Here is a 15,310-nt window from a genome sequence, read left to right as displayed (position 1 = left end):
GCATGCTGCGGGGCGCATGTACGCGTCGATCAAGCGACTGTTCGTCGGGACGCCGATCGCCAGCTCCGAGGAGCACCACCACCGGCTGGGCAAGGTCATCGCCCTGGCGGTGTTCGCGTCGGACGCCATCTCCTCCACCGCCTACGCCACCGAGGAGATCCTCCTCGTGCTGGTGCCCATCGCCGGCATGGCGGCGCTCGAGGACCTGGTGCCGATCGCGCTCATCGTCACGATCCTGCTGGCCATCGTGGCCACCAGCTACCGCCAGACGATCTTCGCCTACCCGTCGGGCGGCGGCTCCTACGTGGTGTCGCGCGAGAACCTGGGCGAGACGCCCTCTCTGGTGGCCGGGGCGTCGCTGCTCACCGACTACATCCTCACGGTGGCGGTGTCGGTGTCGGCAGGCGTGGCCGCCATCACGTCGGCCTTCCCCGAGCTGCGCGACTGGCGCGTGCCGTTGTGCCTGCTCGCGATCCTGCTCATGACGGTGGCGAACCTGCGCGGCGTGAAGGAGAGCGGGCGCCTCTTCGCCGGGCCCACGTACATCTACGTGGTCTCGCTGATGCTCCTGATCGGCGTGGGCCTGTTCCGCTCCTACTTCGGCGACCTCGGGCCCATGCCCGTGGACGAAGAGGCCCTGAAGGAGGTGATGGGCGACAACTTCGGCAACGCCACCGCCCTGGGGCTGTTCATCCTGCTGCGGGCCTTCTCGTCGGGCGCGGTCGCCCTGTCGGGCGTGGAGGCCATCTCCAACGGCGTCCCCGCCTTCCGCCGGCCCGAGTCCCGGAACGCTGCGACCACCCTGGTGTGGATGGCCGTCATCCTCGGCAGCACGTTCTTCGGGGTGTCGGTGCTGGCCCACCGCCTGCAGCCCACGGTGTCGGAGCAGGAGACGCTCCTGTCGATCATGGGCGGCTACGTGTTCGGGGGCGGCACGTTCATCTACTACGTGCTGCAGTTCTCCACGTTCGCCATCCTGATCCTCGCGGCCAACACCGCCTACGCCGACTTCCCGCGCCTCTCGTCGATCATCGCCCGCGACGGCTTCCTGCCCCGCCAGCTCGCCAACCGCGGCGACCGGCTGGTGTTCTCCAACGGCATCGTCAGCCTGTCGCTGGTGGCCGGGGCCCTGGTGGTCGCCTTCGGCGGCCAGGTCGCCGCCCTCATCCCCCTCTACGCCGTGGGCGTGTTCACGGGCTTCAGCCTGTCGCAGACCGGCATGGTGGTGCACCACTGGAAGGAGCGCGAGCCCAGCTGGCGGCGGGGCGTGATCGTCAACGGGCTCGGCGCCATCGCCACGTTCGTCGTGCTGCTCGTCGTGGTGGTGTCGAAGTTCACGATCGGGGCGTGGATCCCGGCGGTGCTGATCCCCTGCATCGTCGTGGTGCTCAAGCGGATCGGCAACCACTACAAGCGGGTCGCGGCCACGACGTCGGTCGAGCCGGGCTGGCGGCCGAAGCGGCGCACCCACAACGTGGTCGTGCTGGTCGGGCGGGTGAACAAGGGCGTGATGGAGGCGCTCTGGTACGCCCGGTCGCTGGCGCCCGACAAGCTGATCGCGGTCACGGTGGTGTACGACCACGAGGACGAGGAGCGGGCCCACAAGGACTGGGCCGAGTACGACATCCCCGTCGAGCTCCACACCCTCTACTCGCCCTACCGGGAGCTGACCGGGCCGGTGCTCGCGTACCTCGACGAGCTCGACGCCGAGTCGCCCGACGACATCATCACCGTGGTGATCCCCGAGTTCGTGGTCGACCACTGGTACTCGCAGCCCCTGCACAACCAGTCGGCCCTCGCCCTCAAGACCAGGCTCCACTTCCGGCCGAAGACCGTCGTGACCTCGGTGCCCATCCACCTGTAGCCGCCGGGGATCCGGGGCCGGGGACCACCGGGGGGTCGGGGGACCGGGGACCGGGGACCGCGAGGGTCAGGTCGGGCGCAACGAGGCCGTCCGAGCCGACGACGGGATCCGGCGCGAGGTGCTGGCCCGCCCGGGGCCGACCACGCGGTACACGGTGAAGAAGACCACCGCCGCCGCCGACGCCAGGGCCGACCACTGCAGGATCGGGTTCGCGCGGTCGGTGCCGGCGGTGAACAGGTGCACCGTGCCCAGCACGTACACGCCGTACGACAGCAGGTGCACGCCGTGCCAGACCCGCCGGGGCAGGCGCTTCATCAGCAGCGAGGTGACCTCCACCGCGACCAGCAGGTAGAAGGCGACGATCCCCCAGGCGACCGCCACGGGCTTCCACGCCGAGGCCAGCGGGACGAACAGGTCGGCCAGGCCCCAGTGGGTGTAGCTGTCGGCCGCCAGGCCCACGAGGTGCACGCCCACGAACGCGACCGTGAGCCCACCGAGGAAGCGGTGCAGGTCGAGCAGCCAGGGGGCGCGCGGCTTCGAGCCGAGGGCGCGGGTGGACAGCGCAAGGCCCCACAGCACCGAGGCTGCGGCCAGGGCCCAGGCCACGATGCCGCTGGCCCGGGCCACGTACCACCAGAACTGCTGACTCATCGGGGGGTGCCTTCCTGCGAGATCGGGACCGACCGCTCCCCGGCGGGGGAGTCGGCGAGCGGGCCCGAGACGACGAAGCGATCGAGACCGTCGAAGGCCAGCACCTCACCGTCGTCGGTGACGGCCAGGCCGGTGGCGCCGGCCCCGGCCAGAGCCTCGGCACCGTCGACCGGGCCGGCGAGGAACACGGCCTTGGCCAGGACCTCGGCCCAGGCGGCGGTGGCGGCGAGCACCGTGACCGACGCCAGCCCGCTGTCGGCCGGGCGGCCCGTCGACGGCTCGATGAGGTGGTGGGCGGGGCGGCCGTCGACGTGCCACGCCCGCTTCAGGCGGGTGCTGGTCACCACGCCCCCGGCGGCCAGACCCAGGCGCCCGATCTCCACGGCCGGGTCGAGCGGGTGGGGCACCCCGATCACCCAGGACGACGCGCCGGCCGGGGGGGTGCCGGCCACGCTGACGTCACCCCCCAGGTCGACCAGCGCCCCGGCCAGGCCGGCTGCGACCAGCTCGGCCACGACCAGGTCGGCGGTGCGGCCCTTGCCGATGCCCCCGAGGTCGAGGGCGACGCCGGCCGGCAGGGTGACGGCGCCGAGCTCGGGGTCGAGCTCGATGCCGGCGCAGCCCGGGGTGGGCGCGGCCGGCGACGGGGTCGACGGGGCGGCCAGGTCGCGGCCCACCACCGCTTCGTGGCTCCGGTCGTAGCCGGCCGCCTCGAGGGCCCGCAGCACGGTGGGGTCGAAGCGGCCGCCCGTCACCCGCCAGGCCTCGATGGCCAGGTGCACCAGCTCGTAGGTGTCGCGGGGCAGGAGCACGGGGGCGCCCGCCGCAGCGTTCAGCCGGCTGAGCTCGCTGGCGGGCCGGAACCGGCTCCACCGGGCGTCGAGCAGCTGGATCCGCACCTCGGCCCGGGCCAGGAGGTCGTCGGCGTCGGGCCCGCCGGGCGCGGCGACCCCCACCAGCAACGCGTCGGTGCCCATGGCGCGAAAGCGCCGCTCGGCCGCGCCCGGCCCACCCGGGCCGGCTGCGGGAGGGGCGGTCGCAGCGGCGCCGGCGGTGGGCCCGGGCACGGTCGAGGGGAGGGAGGGTGGGGAGGGCGGGGAGGGTGCCATGTCGGCCTCAGCTGCCCTGGGTCTGGGTGACCGGGGCCGGCGCGGGGGCCGCGACGACGGGCGCCGGGGCCGGCCGGGTGGTGGGCGCCGGCGTGGCCGGCGCGGGCGCCGGGGTGGGTGCAGGCGCGGCGGCCGCACCCGAGCCGGACCCCGAGCCGGACCCGGAGGGCACGGGCACGATCACGTAGCGGGGCACGACGATCACGCGGGGCTGGGCCGGGGGCAGCGTGGCGGGCACGGTGGAGGCCGGGGCCGCGGGCACGGTGACCGGCAGGGCGACGGGCGCCGCGACCGGCTCGGCCTGCGCCGCCAGGCCCAGGTAGGCGACGATCCCGAAGGCCCCGGCCGCGCTCACGCCGCCGATGGCGATGCGCGACAGGGCGGCCTGGTGGCGGCGGCGGCGGGCCGACGTGGGATCAGTCATCGTCGTCCGACCCCTCGGGGCGATCGCCGTCGTGGTCGTCAGCGGTGTCGCCCCCGTGGTCGTCAGCGATGTCGCCGTCGTGGTCGGCACCGTGATCGTCGGCGGTGACCGGGGGGGTCTCGCCGACCGCGGTGGCCACCGGCGCCGGCGCCGGCACGGCCGTGGTCGATGCCGTGGTCGATGCCGCGGTCGATGGCGCCGCCGGGGTGGAGGCGACCGACCCGGCCGGCGTCGAGGCCGCTCCCGCCCCGCCCACCGGCACCTCGATCGGCACGTCCTGGTAGACGACGATCACGCCGGGATCGGCGGTGGTCGCCGTGGTCGCGGCGCTCGACCCCGAGAGGTCGGACACGTTCGCCGCGGTCAGCTTCCCCACCGGGATCGACGGGTCGGCGGCGAAGCCGAGCAGGCCGAGGTTGGCGGCCATGGCGGCGCCGGCGGCGAGGGTCACGCCGGTGGCGGTGAGGGCGAGGGTGATGGCTCTGCGTCGCTGCATGGGTGCCACCGTACGGACCCTCCCTCCAGGGGCCTGCTAGGGCCAGGTAAGCGTTGGGCAAAGATCGCCGGGATCCCGTGCCCGACCGCCGTGGCGGTGCCGTCGCCGCCGGCGGATGTGCCACCGTGGGTGCCGTGCGGCTGCTGCTCGTGGAGGACGACGACTCCATCGCCGGCCCGTTGGCCAAGGGCCTCGAGCGGGAGGGCTTCGCCGTCACCCGGGCCGCGACCGGGGCCGCTGCCCTCCTCGCGGCCGAGGTGGAGGAGCCCGACCTGGTGCTGCTCGACCTCGGCCTCCCCGACGTCGACGGGTTCGAGGTGTGTCGCCGGCTGCGGGCCCGCTCGGCCGTGCCCGTGATCGTCGTCAGCGCCCGCGGCGAGGAGATCGACCGGGTCGTCGGCCTCGAGCTGGGCGCCGACGACTACGTGGTGAAGCCCTTCGGCCTGCGCGAGCTGGTGGCCCGGATCCGCGCCGTCCACCGCCGTGCGGGCACCGCTGCGGGCGACGCCGGCCCCCCCGACCTCGCCCACGACGGTGCGGGGCCGGTGCGGGTGGGCGAGCTCGAGGTCGACACCCGCACCCGGAAGGTCACCGTGTCGGGGCAGCCCGTCGAGCTCACGCCCAAGGAGTTCGACCTGCTCGCCCTGCTGGGCAGCGACCCGGGCGCGGTGTTCACCCGCCAGCAGATCCTCGAGGAGGTGTGGGACCCGCACTGGTACGGGCCCACCAAGACCCTCGACGTGCACGTGGCCTCGCTCCGCAAGAAGCTCGGCGACCCCGGCCTGGTGGAGACGGTGCGTGGCGTGGGCCTCCGCCTCCGGGCCGAGGCCTGAGCGCCGCGGGGCCGGGGCGGGCACGGGCACGGGCACGGGCAGCGAGGCTGACGCGACCATGACCCGGCGACTCGTGCTGTCCTACCTGGCCGTCACCCTGGTGCTGCTGGCCGTGCTCGAGATCCCGCTCGGCATCACCTACGGGCGTCGCCAGCTCGACGACCTCACCACCCAGGTCGAGCGGGACGCGGTGGCGCTGGCCACCTTCGCCGAGGACGCCCTCGACGACGTGGCCGCCGACGGGAGCAGCCCGGGCACGGCCGGCCTCACGGCCATCGCCGGGCGCTACGCCGAGCAGACCGGCGGGCGGGTCGTGATCGTCGACGACCAGGGGTTGGCGTTGGTCGACACCGACCCGCCCGCCCCGGGCGAGCGCACCTTCGCCACCCGCCCGGAGTTCGAAGCCGCCCTGCGGGGCGAGGTGGCCACCGGCAGCCGCCACTCCGCCACCCTCGACACCGACCTGGTCTACGTGGCCGTACCGGTCGCGTCGGGCGGCGTCGTGCACGGGGCCGTGCGCCTCACGTATCCCTCGTCGGCGGTCGACGCCCGCGTGCGGCGGTACTGGCTCGGGCTCGGGCTGGTGGCCGCGGTGTCGCTCGGCGCCGTGGCCCTGGTGGGCGTCGCCCTGGCCCGCGGCGTCACCCGGCCCCTGCGGCGGGTGCAGGAGGCGGCCACCCGGCTGGGCGCCGGCGACCTGGCCGCCCGGGCCCCGGCCGACGAGGGCCCCGAGGAGGTGCGCGCCCTGGCGCGGGCCTTCAACGACACCGCGGCCCGTCTCGAGGAGCTGGTTCGATCCCAGGACGCCTTCGTGGCCGACGCCTCCCACCAGCTGCGCACCCCCCTCACCGCCCTGCGGCTCCGGCTCGAGTACCTCGACGCCGACGTGGCCGAGCCCGCCCGCGAAGACCTCGACGCCGCACTGGCCGAGCTGGCCCGCCTCTCCCGGCTCGTCGACGGGCTGCTGGCGCTGGCCCGCGCCGACCGCACCGCCAGCGGCACGGGGACCGGGCCGCTCGACGTGGGCGCCGCCGTCGAGGAGCGGCGGGCCGTGTGGGCGCCGCTGGCCGCCGAGCGGGGCGTGGAGCTGTCGGTTACCCGCCCCGCCGCCGGCGGCCCCTGGGCGCTGGCCACCGCCGACCACCTGGCCCAGGTGCTCGACAACCTGCTGGCCAACGCCCTGGAGGTGTCCCCCGCGGGCGCCACGCTGGCCCTCCGGGCCTCGACCTCCACCTCAGGTTCAGGCGCAGTGGAGCTGCACGTGGTCGACGAGGGCCCCGGCCTCGGCCCCGAGGAGCGCGAGCGGGCCTTCGACCGGTTCTGGCGCTCGGATCCGGGCCGCCACCGCGACGACCTGGGGGGCAGCGGGCTGGGGCTGTCGATCGTGGCCCGCCTGGTCGCCGCCGACGGCGGCACGGTCGGCCTCGAGCCGGCACCCACCGGTGGCATCGACGCCGTCGTGCGCCTTCGGTCGGCGCCCCGCCCGCCGCAGGCCCCGACGCCGGGCGCCACCCCCGCCTCCCGATCCCTGGCCGGCGGATGACCCCGCTCGTTGCGGTTCTTCGCCAGGTCGACCACCCTGGCGGTGGCCAGCCGGGCTGAGAACGCCGACCGCCGCCCCGCCGTCAGCGCCCCAGGCGGGCGCGCACCAGGCCGGGCCAGGCCCCCACGCCCCGCACCGGCTGGAACGCTCGGGCGGCCTCGGTGAGGTGCTCGTCCTCGGCGTCGGTGAGGGTCAACGAGGCCGCCTCCACGTTGGCCTCCAGCTGGGCGACGCTCGACGCACCGGGGATGGCCACCACGTTGGGCCGCCGGATCACCCAGGCCAGCGCCACCTGCGAGGGGGTCACGACGTGGGTCGCGGCCACGTCGCGCAGGGCGTCGAACAGGCCCCTGGCCCGCTCCAGGTTCTGGGGCAGGAACAGCGGGTTGGTGGCCCGCACCCCGCCGGGCCGGTTCCCGGCGTGGTAGCGGGTGGAGAGGAACCCCTGGGCCAGCGGGCTGTAGGCGATCACCAGCCGGTCGGCCTGCGCAGCATGGGGGAGGACGTCGCGCTCGGGCCCCCGCACCACCAGGCTGTAGGACACCTGGTTCGACAGCACCGGCGCCCCGAGGAGGCGCTCGGCCCCGCGCCAGCGGTCGGCCGAGAAGTTGCTCACCCCCACGTGGCGCACCAGCCCCTCGGCCGCCAGCGCGCCCATCCCGCCCATGGTGGCGGCCAGGGGCACCACCGGGTTGGGCCAGTGCACCTGGTACAGGTCGATCACGTCGACGCCGAGGCGCCGGGCCGACTGGCGGCCCCGCCAGGCCACCACCGGCCCCACCGGCAGCACCGGAAACACCTTGGTGGCGAGGAAGGCCTCGTCGCGCCGCCCGGCGACGGCCTCACCGACGATGCGCTCGGACCGGCCGAAGGCGTACACCTCGGCGGTGTCGATGAGGTTCACGCCCAGGTCGAGGGCCCGGTGCACCAGCTCGGCCGCCGTCGTCTCGGCGTAGGCGTCGCCGTAGCCCCACTCGCGGGAGCCGAACTGCCAGGTGCCCAACCCGATCGCGGAGACGCGCACGCCCCCGGCCTCGACGTATCTCATGGCGCCACGGTACGCCCGCCGCGCCCGGGTCTACGACCCCTGCTGCTGGCGGAGCAGGTCGCGGATCTCCGACAGCAGCACGGCCTCGTCGCTCGGGGCGGGGATCTCGTCCTCGGCCAGCTGCCCCCGCTTGCGCCGCTCCTGCAGGGTGCTCACGCCCTTGACCACCAGGAAGATGGCGAAGGCCACGACGAGGAAGTTCACCACGGAGGTGAGGAACTGCCCGATGAGGATGTTGCCGTCGCCCAGGTGCCAGACGATGGAGTCGAAGCTGGGCTGGCCGAAGATCGCGGCCACGAAGTTCATGAGCACGCCGTTGGCGAAGGAGTTGACCACCGCGACGAACGCGGCGCCGACCACGACCGCGACGGCCAGGTCGAGGACGTTGCCCCGCAGGATGAAGGCCTTGAACTCGCCGATGAACTTCTTCATAGGCGCGGCAACCTACCCTGACCGGGCCGGGGCCGCCGACCGGTCCCTCCATTGAGGAGTAAATCACCGCCCAGCGGTGCTGTAGCACCCCGGACCCACCCGTGACCGAGCAAGCGAGGAAACCATGGACGTCGCCGTCACCGGAGCCAGTGGCCTGATCGGCACCGCCCTCCTCCCCGCCCTGCGCGCCGCCGGCCACCGCCCCGTCCGCCTGGTCCGCGCCACCCCGGCCCCGGGCGACGACGCCGTCGCCTGGGACCCGGCCACCGGCCAGATCGACGCCGCCAGCCTCGAGGGCATCGGCGCGGTGGTGCACCTGGCCGGCGCCGGCATCGCCGACAGGCGCTGGACCCCGGAGCACAAGGCCGCCGTGCTCGACAGCCGGGTGCAGGGCACCAGCCTGATCGCCCGGACCATCGCCGGCCTGGCCACACCGCCGGGGGTGCTGGTGAGCGGGTCGGCCATCGGCTTCTACGGCGACCGCGGCGACGAGGTGCTCACCGAGGCCAGCCCCCGGGGCGAGGGGTTCCTGGCCGACGTGGTCGTGGCCTGGGAGGCCGCGGCGGCGCCCGCCGAGGAGGCCGGCATCCGCGTGCCGCGGATCCGCACCGGCATCGTCCTGTCCCCCGACGGCGGGGCGCTGAAGAAGCAGCTGCCCCTGTTCAAGCTGGGCCTCGGCGGCCGGTTCGGGAAGGGCGCGCAGTGGCAGAGCTGGATCTCGCTGCCCGACGAGGTGGCGGCGATCCTGCACCTGCTCGACCCGGCGTGCACCGTCACCGGGCCGGTGAACCTCACCGCCCCGAACCCGGTCACCAACCGCGAGCTCACCAAGACCCTGGCCGGCGTCCTCCACCGCCCCGCGGTGCTGCCCATCCCGCGCTTCGGGCCGGCGCTGCTGCTCGGCGGCGAGCTGGCCGACAACCTGCTGTTCGGGAGCCAGCGGGTGCGGCCCACGGTGCTCGAGGCCGACGGCTTCGCCTTCCGGCACGCCACGCTCGAGGTCGCGCTGCGCGAGCTGCTCGGCAGGCCGGCCGCAGCGTGAGCGGGATCCCCGACCGGGCGCCCGTGGTGATCGTGGGCGCCGGGCTGGCCGGCCTGGCCTGCGCCCGGACGCTGCACGGCGCCGGGGTGAGCAGCGTGGTGCTCGAGGCCGGCGACGGCGTGGGCGGGCGGGTCCGCACCGACCACGTCGACGGCTTCCTGCTCGACCGCGGCTTCCAGGTGCTGCTCACCGCCTACCCGGAGCTGGCCCGCCAGCTCGACGTGGCCGCCCTCGAGCTGCGCCGGTTCGAGCCCGGTGCCCTGGTGTGGCGCGACGGCTCGCTCCACCGGGTCGCCGATCCCCTCCGCCAGCCCGGCCACGCCCTCGCCACCCTGCGCGCCCCGATCGGGTCGCTGGCCGACAAGGCCCGCGTCGGGTGGCTGCGCCAGCAGCTGCGCCGGGGCCCGGCCGCCGACCTGCTCCGCCGGCCCGAGACCACGACCGCGGACGCCCTCCGCCGGCGGGGGTTCTCCCCGGCCATCATCGAGCGGTTCTTCCGGCCGCTCGTGGGCGGGATCCAGCTCGACCCCTCCCTGGCCACGTCCAGCCGCATGTTCGACGTCATCTTCCGCACCCTCTCCGACGGCGACGCCGCCGTCCCCGCCGCGGGCATGGGCGCCATCCCCGCCCAGCTCGCCGGCGTCCTGCCCGCCGGCTCGGTGCACCTGGGCACACGGGTCGAGGCGCTCGACGGCACCGCCGCCGTCCTCGCCGGCGGCCGCCGCGTCGACGCCGACGCCCTGGTGGTGGCCGTGGAGGGCCCGGAGGCGGCCCGCCTCCTCGGGCTCCCGGCGGTGGGGTCGAAGCCCGCGAGCTGCGTCTACTTCGCGGCCGACGCCGCCGACGCCCCCGTCCACGAGCCGGTGCTGGTGCTCGACGGCGCGTCCTCGGGCCCGGTGGCGAACCTGGCCGTGCTGTCGGCGGTGGCGCCGGCCTACGCCCCCGCCGGGAAGGCGCTCGTCGCCGCCGCGTGCCCGGGCACCCTCGCCGCCGATCTGGAGGACGAGGCCCGCCGCCAGCTCCGAGGCTGGTTCGGTGCCCCGGTCGAGCGCTGGGAGCTGCTCCGCACCTACCGGATCCCCCACGGCCAGCCCGACCAGCGCCCGCCCCTGCATCCCAGGCAGCGCGTGCGGCTGGGGGGCCGTCGGTACGTGTGCGGCGACCACCGCGACACCGCCTCGATCCAGGGCGCGCTCTTCTCGGGGCGCCGCACCGCCGAGGCCCTGATCCACGACCTGCGACACACGGAGGAGCGAGCAGCATGAGCGACGAGGGAACGCGCCGGGTGACGGTCGAGCGGGTGATCGCCGCTCCGCCGGAGACGATCTTCGAGGTGCTCGCCGACCCGACCCAGCACGCGGCGATCGACGGGTCGGGCACCGTGAAGGCGGCCCGGGCCGGCGACCCGGCCCGGCTGTCGGCCGGGGCCACGTTCGGCATGGACATGCGGTTGGGCGTGCCCTACCGGATCACCAACACCGTGGTGGAGTTCGACGAGGGCCGGCGCATCGCCTGGCGCCACATGGGCGGCCACGTCTGGCGGTACGAGCTCGAGCCGGTCGAGGGCGGCACGCGGGTGGTCGAGACCTTCGACTACGCCACCAACCGGGCGCCCTGGCTGCTCGAGCTGCTCCGCGTGCCCGACCGCAACCGGCAGGGCATGGTGCGCACCCTCGAGCGCCTCGACGCCCACGTGACCGCGGCCTGACCGGCCGCGCGGCCGATCGGGGGGAGAAGGCCGACGCTGGGGCCGCGTCGCGCTCGGCCGGGACGACCCCCGCCACCGGTGGCGATCCCTCGTCACCTCCAGGGGTGTACGCGCCAGCCCGCGGGGTTCACGATGGAGTCGACACACGTCGAGGAAAGGGGTCAGTCGTGCCTCGACATCATCATCGGTTCGTCGTCCCGCTCCTGTGCGCGCTGGGGCTGGTCGTCTCCATCGTCGCCATCCCCGAGCCGGCCGCGGCCCAGCCGGTGTTCCGCATCGCCGGCCCTGACCGCTACACCACCGCCGCCCTGATCTCGGGCCAGTTCGCGCCCAGCGGGGCGCCCGTGTTCATCGCCTCCGGCGAGAACTACCCCGACGCCATCGCCGCCGGGTGGATCAGCGGCGTCGCCGGGTTCCCCGTGCTCCTGGTTCGGCGCGACTCCATCCCCACCGTCACCCAGAACGAGCTGGCCCGCCTGGCGCCGCCCGGCATCTACGTGCTCGGGGGCACGGCCGCCGTGAGTGACGCCGTGTTCGCGCAGCTCGGCCAGCCCGGCGTGGCGGTGATCCGCCTGGCCGGGGCCGACCGCTACGCCACCGCCGCCGAGATCGCCAACAACTTCGCTGCGCCGGCGATGGTCGTGAGCCAGCCCACGGTGCTGGTGGCCAGCGGCACCGACTTCGCCGACGCCATGGTGGCCGGCGCCGCCGGCGCCGTCTACGGCGGCCTCCCGCTGCTCCTCGTGCCGCCCAACGGGCCGCTGTCGCTGCCGGTGGTCAACGCGCTGACGACCCTGGCCGGGGCCGGCTACGTGAACATCGCCATCATGGGCGGGCCGGCCGAGGTGTCACCCGCCGTCGAGGCGGCACTGGCCGGTCTGGGCTTCGCCGTGGCCCGCGTGCCCGGCCTCAACGCCTACGAGCGCTCGGTGGCCATCTGGCTGTTCCTGCCACCGGCCGCCTACGACGTGGTGGTCACCACCGGCGAGAACTGGCCCGACGGCCTGGCCGGCGCCCTGTTCACCGGGCAGGCCCAGGCGGCCGGCATCACCGCCAACCAGAACGTGATGGTCCTCACCCGCACCGCCTGCGTCCCCGGCGTGGTGGCCGCCGGCATCGCCGCCGCCGCCCCCAGCCGCATCACCATCCTCGGCGGGAACGCAGCCGTGTCGCCCGCCGTCGAGGCCGGCACCGTCTGCCCGTAGCGGGGACTGGCCCTTCGCGACACCGCACGTGGTGGGGTCGTCCGCCGTCGAGGCGGGCGACCCCACCGCTGACCGAGGGAGTCACCCCATGGCCACACCGAACCGTCGCCGCCCCCTCCTCCCCGTGCTGGCCGCCATCGGGCTGGTGATGTCGATCGTCGCCATCCCCGAGCCGGCCGCAGCCCAGCCGGTGTTCCGCATCGCCGGGCCTGACCGCTACACCACCGCCGCCCTGATCTCGGGCCAGTTCGCGCCGAGCGGGTCGCCGGTGTTCATCGCCTCCGGCGAGAACTACCCCGACGCCATCGCCGCCGGGTGGGCCAGCGGCGCGGCCGGGGTCCCCGTGCTGCTGGTGCGGCGCGACTCCATCCCCGCCGTCACCCAGAACGAGCTGGCCCGCCTGGCGCCGCCCGCCATCATCGTGCTCGGGGGCACCGCCGCCGTGGGCGACGCCGTGTTCGGCCAGCTCAGCCGGCCCGGGGTGGCGGTGATCCGCCTGGCCGGCGCCGACCGCTACGCCACCGCGGCCGAGATCCTGAACGCAGGCCTGCCGGCGCCGGGCCCGTTCGCCACCGTGCTGGTGGCCAGCGGCACCGACTTCGCCGACGCCATGATCGCCGGGGCTGCCGGCGCCGTCTACGGCGGCCTCCCGCTGCTCCTCGTCCCGCCCAACGGGCCGCTCCCGCTGGCGGTGGTCAACGCGCTGACGACCCTGGCCGGGGTCGGCTTCGTGAACGTCGCCATCGTGGGCGGGCCGGCCGAGGTGTCACCCGCCGTCGAGGCCGCGCTGGCCGGGCTGGGCTTCGCCGTGGCCCGCATCCCCGGCGCCAACGCCTACGAGCGCTCGGTGGCCATCTGGCTGTTCCTGCCACCGGCCGCCTACGACGTGGTGGTCACCACCGGCGAGAACTGGCCCGACGGCCTGGCCGGCGCCCTGTTCACCGGGCAGGCCCAGGCGGCCGGCATCACCGCCAACCAGAACGTCATGGTCCTCACCCGCACCGCCTGCGTCCCCGGCGTGGTGGCCGCCGGCATCGCCGCCGCCGCCCCCAGCCGCATCACCATCCTCGGCGGGAACGCAGCCGTGTCGCCCGCCGTCGAGGCCGGAACCGTCTGCCCGTAGCAAGGAGCGCGCCATGCCTCGCCGGAACCATCGACTGCTCCTCCCCGTGCTGGCCGCCATCGGGCTGGTGATGTCGATCGTCGCCATCCCCGAGCCGGCCGCAGCCCAGCCGGTGTTCCGCATCGCCGGCCCTGACCGCTACACCACCGCCGCCCTGATCTCGGGCCAGTTCGCGCCGAGCGGGTGGCCCGTGTTCATCGCCTCAGGCGAGAACTACCCCGACGCCATCGCCGCCGGGTGGTTCAGCGGCGTCGCCAGGTTCCCCGTGCTGCTGGTGCGCCGGGACTCCATCCCCACCGTCACCCAGAACGAGCTGGCCCGCCTGGCGCCCCCCGCCATCTTCGTGCTCGGGGGCACCGCCGCCGTCAGCGACGCCGTGTTCGCGCAGCTCGGCCAGCCTGGCGTGACCGTGATCCGGATCGCCGGCGCCGACCGCTACGCCACCGCCGCCCAGATCGTGAACTCGACCCCGCCGCCGCCGGGCCCGTTCGCCACCGTGCTGGTGGCCAGCGGCACCGACTTCGCCGACGCCATGATCGCCGGGGCCGCCGGCGCCGTCTACGGCATGCCGCTGCTCCTCGTCCCGCCCAACGGACCGCTCCCGCTGCCCGTGGTCACCACGCTCACGAACCTGGCCGGGCTCGGCTTCGTGAACATCGCCATCATGGGCGGGCCGGCCGAAGTGTCACCCGCGGTCGAAGCCGCCCTGGCCGGGCTCGGCTTCGCCGTGGCCCGGGTGCCCGGCGCCAACGCTTACGAGCGCTCGGTGGCCATCTGGCTGCCTCTCGGCCCGGGCGCCTACGACATCGTGGTCACCACCGGCGAGAACTGGCCCGACGGCCTGGCCGGCGCCCTGTTCACCGGGCAGGCCCAGGCAGCCGGCATCACCCCCAACCAGAACGTCATGGTGCTCACCCGCACCGCCTGCGTCCCCGGCGTGGTGGCCGCCGGCATCGCCGCCGCCGCCCCCAGCCGCATCACCATCCTCGGCGGGAACGCGGCCGTGTCGCCCGCCGTCGAGGCCGGAACCGTCTGCCCGTAGCGGGCGGGGTGGCTACTTGGGCGCCATCCGTAGGGCGCCGTCCAGGCGGATGGTCTCGCCGTTGAGGTAGCCGTCCTCGACGATGGCGATGGCCAGCCGGGCGTAGTCGTCGGGCGTGCCCAGCCGCTTCGGGAAGGGCACCCCGGAGGCCAGGGCCGCTCGGGCCTCCTCGGGGAGCTGGCCGAGCAGCGGGGTGTCGATGATGCCCGGGGCGATGGTGCACACCCGCACCCCGACGGCCGACAGGTCGCGGGCCGCGGGCAGGGTCATGCCGACCACGCCGCCCTTGGAGGCGGAGTAGGCCACCTGGCCGATCTGCCCGTCGAAGGCGGCGACCGACGCGGTGTTGACCACCACGCCCCGCTCGTTGAACTCGAGCGGCTCGGTGGCGGCCATGGCCGCCGCGGCCAGGCGCATCGTGTTGAACGTGCCGATCAGGTTCACCTCGACCACCTTGGCGAAGGCCTCGATGGTGGCGGGCGTGTTGCCCTTGCCCACCGTGCGCTCGGCCCAGCCGATGCCCGCGCAGCTCACGTTCACGCGCAGCGGGCCCATGGCCGAGGCCGCGTCGACCGCGGCCTGCACCTGGGCGGGGTCGGTGACGTCGGCCCTGGCGAACACGCCGCCGAGCTCCTTGGCCAGCGCCTCGCCCTTGTCGACCTGCAGGTCGACGATGCAGACCTTGGCGCCCTTGGCGGCCAGCCGGCGGGCCGTGGCCTCGCCCAGGCCCGACGCGCCACCGGTGATGAGTGCGGATACCCCGTTGATCTCCATGGCGGCGCAGCCTATT

At 75.1% G+C, this 15,310-nt stretch carries 16 protein-coding genes; 9 read left to right on the top strand and 7 right to left on the bottom strand.

Features of this window, described 5'->3' with window-relative positions:
* Window positions 1–16 precede the first annotated feature (16 nt).
* Window positions 17–1,864 (top strand): APC family permease, encoded by a 1,848-nt coding sequence (locus IPM45_14210; protein ID MBK9180690.1) that lies wholly within the window; start codon window positions 17–19, stop codon window positions 1,862–1,864.
* A gap of 66 nt (window positions 1,865–1,930) precedes the next feature.
* Here IPM45_14210 and IPM45_14205 read toward each other — a convergent pair whose 3' ends face one another.
* The 4 genes from IPM45_14205 to IPM45_14190 are packed head-to-tail and all read right to left on the bottom strand — an operon-like array spanning window position 1,931 to window position 4,544.
* Entirely contained in the window at window positions 1,931–2,515 is a 585-nt protein-coding gene (locus IPM45_14205; GenBank protein ID MBK9180689.1) for a ferric reductase-like transmembrane domain-containing protein, read from the bottom strand.
* Window positions 2,512–3,582: an FAD:protein FMN transferase gene (locus tag IPM45_14200; GenBank protein MBK9180688.1), complete on the bottom strand. Its 1,071-nt coding sequence runs from the start codon at window positions 3,580–3,582 to the stop codon at window positions 2,512–2,514. Before IPM45_14200 ends, IPM45_14205 begins: the two co-directional genes overlap by 4 nt.
* Window positions 3,583–3,631: 49 nt before the next feature.
* A complete protein-coding gene (locus IPM45_14195; protein MBK9180687.1) occupies window positions 3,632–4,048 on the bottom strand; it encodes a hypothetical protein in 417 nt (138 codons plus the stop codon).
* The gene (locus IPM45_14190; GenBank protein MBK9180686.1) at window positions 4,041–4,544 is read right to left on the bottom strand and encodes a hypothetical protein; all 504 of its coding nucleotides are present in this window, start codon (window positions 4,542–4,544) and stop codon (window positions 4,041–4,043) included. The genes IPM45_14195 and IPM45_14190 overlap by 8 nt, the downstream gene beginning before the upstream one ends.
* Before the next feature lie 134 nt (window positions 4,545–4,678).
* On the opposite strand from IPM45_14190, the gene IPM45_14185 reads away from it, so the two are divergent.
* Both IPM45_14185 and IPM45_14180 read left to right on the top strand, forming a co-directional pair.
* Complete coding sequence (locus IPM45_14185; GenBank protein ID MBK9180685.1) at window positions 4,679–5,377, top strand: response regulator transcription factor; 699 nt, start codon at window positions 4,679–4,681, stop codon at window positions 5,375–5,377.
* Window positions 5,378–5,435: 58 nt separating this feature from the next.
* Window positions 5,436–6,920, top strand: coding sequence for a HAMP domain-containing protein (locus IPM45_14180; GenBank protein ID MBK9180684.1), 1,485 nt, complete (start codon window positions 5,436–5,438; stop codon window positions 6,918–6,920).
* Window positions 6,921–7,002: 82 nt separating this feature from the next.
* Here the strand turns inward: IPM45_14180 and IPM45_14175 are convergent, their stop codons facing one another.
* Together IPM45_14175 and mscL are read right to left on the bottom strand one after the other, a co-directional pair.
* Window positions 7,003–7,968 (bottom strand): aldo/keto reductase, encoded by a 966-nt coding sequence (locus IPM45_14175; GenBank protein MBK9180683.1) that lies wholly within the window; start codon window positions 7,966–7,968, stop codon window positions 7,003–7,005.
* Window positions 7,969–7,998: 30 nt separating this feature from the next.
* A complete protein-coding gene (mscL, locus tag IPM45_14170) occupies window positions 7,999–8,400 on the bottom strand; it encodes a large conductance mechanosensitive channel protein MscL (GenBank protein MBK9180682.1) in 402 nt (133 codons plus the stop codon).
* A gap of 124 nt (window positions 8,401–8,524) precedes the next feature.
* Between mscL and IPM45_14165 the strand changes: the two genes are divergently transcribed.
* From IPM45_14165 to IPM45_14140, 6 genes are all read left to right on the top strand, one after another.
* Window positions 8,525–9,442: a TIGR01777 family protein gene (locus tag IPM45_14165; protein ID MBK9180681.1), complete on the top strand. Its 918-nt coding sequence runs from the start codon at window positions 8,525–8,527 to the stop codon at window positions 9,440–9,442.
* 5 nt (window positions 9,443–9,447) lie between these two features.
* Entirely contained in the window at window positions 9,448–10,707 is a 1,260-nt protein-coding gene (locus IPM45_14160; GenBank protein ID MBK9180680.1) for an FAD-dependent oxidoreductase, read from the top strand.
* Window positions 10,704–11,150: an SRPBCC family protein gene (locus IPM45_14155; GenBank protein ID MBK9180679.1), complete on the top strand. Its 447-nt coding sequence runs from the start codon at window positions 10,704–10,706 to the stop codon at window positions 11,148–11,150. The genes IPM45_14160 and IPM45_14155 overlap by 4 nt, the downstream gene beginning before the upstream one ends.
* A gap of 167 nt (window positions 11,151–11,317) precedes the next feature.
* Complete coding sequence (locus IPM45_14150; protein ID MBK9180678.1) at window positions 11,318–12,355, top strand: cell wall-binding repeat-containing protein; 1,038 nt, start codon at window positions 11,318–11,320, stop codon at window positions 12,353–12,355.
* Window positions 12,356–12,443: 88 nt separating this feature from the next.
* Window positions 12,444–13,478: a cell wall-binding repeat-containing protein gene (locus IPM45_14145; GenBank protein ID MBK9180677.1), complete on the top strand. Its 1,035-nt coding sequence runs from the start codon at window positions 12,444–12,446 to the stop codon at window positions 13,476–13,478.
* A gap of 13 nt (window positions 13,479–13,491) precedes the next feature.
* Window positions 13,492–14,520, top strand: a complete 1,029-nt coding sequence (locus tag IPM45_14140) for a cell wall-binding repeat-containing protein (GenBank protein ID MBK9180676.1) — start codon at window positions 13,492–13,494, stop codon at window positions 14,518–14,520.
* Between the two features lie 12 nt (window positions 14,521–14,532).
* On the opposite strand, the gene IPM45_14135 is transcribed toward IPM45_14140, so the two are convergent.
* Complete coding sequence (locus IPM45_14135) at window positions 14,533–15,294, bottom strand: SDR family NAD(P)-dependent oxidoreductase (protein ID MBK9180675.1); 762 nt, start codon at window positions 15,292–15,294, stop codon at window positions 14,533–14,535.
* Between the last annotated feature and the right edge of the window lie 16 nt (window positions 15,295–15,310).

The sequence above is a fragment of the Acidimicrobiales bacterium genome (genome assembly GCA_016716005.1).
In the GTDB taxonomy this organism is placed as follows: Bacteria; Actinomycetota; Acidimicrobiia; order Acidimicrobiales; family JADJXE01; genus JADJXE01.
Note: the sequence above shows the minus strand (reverse complement) of the source record. Positions and strands in the feature narration are given on the sequence as shown.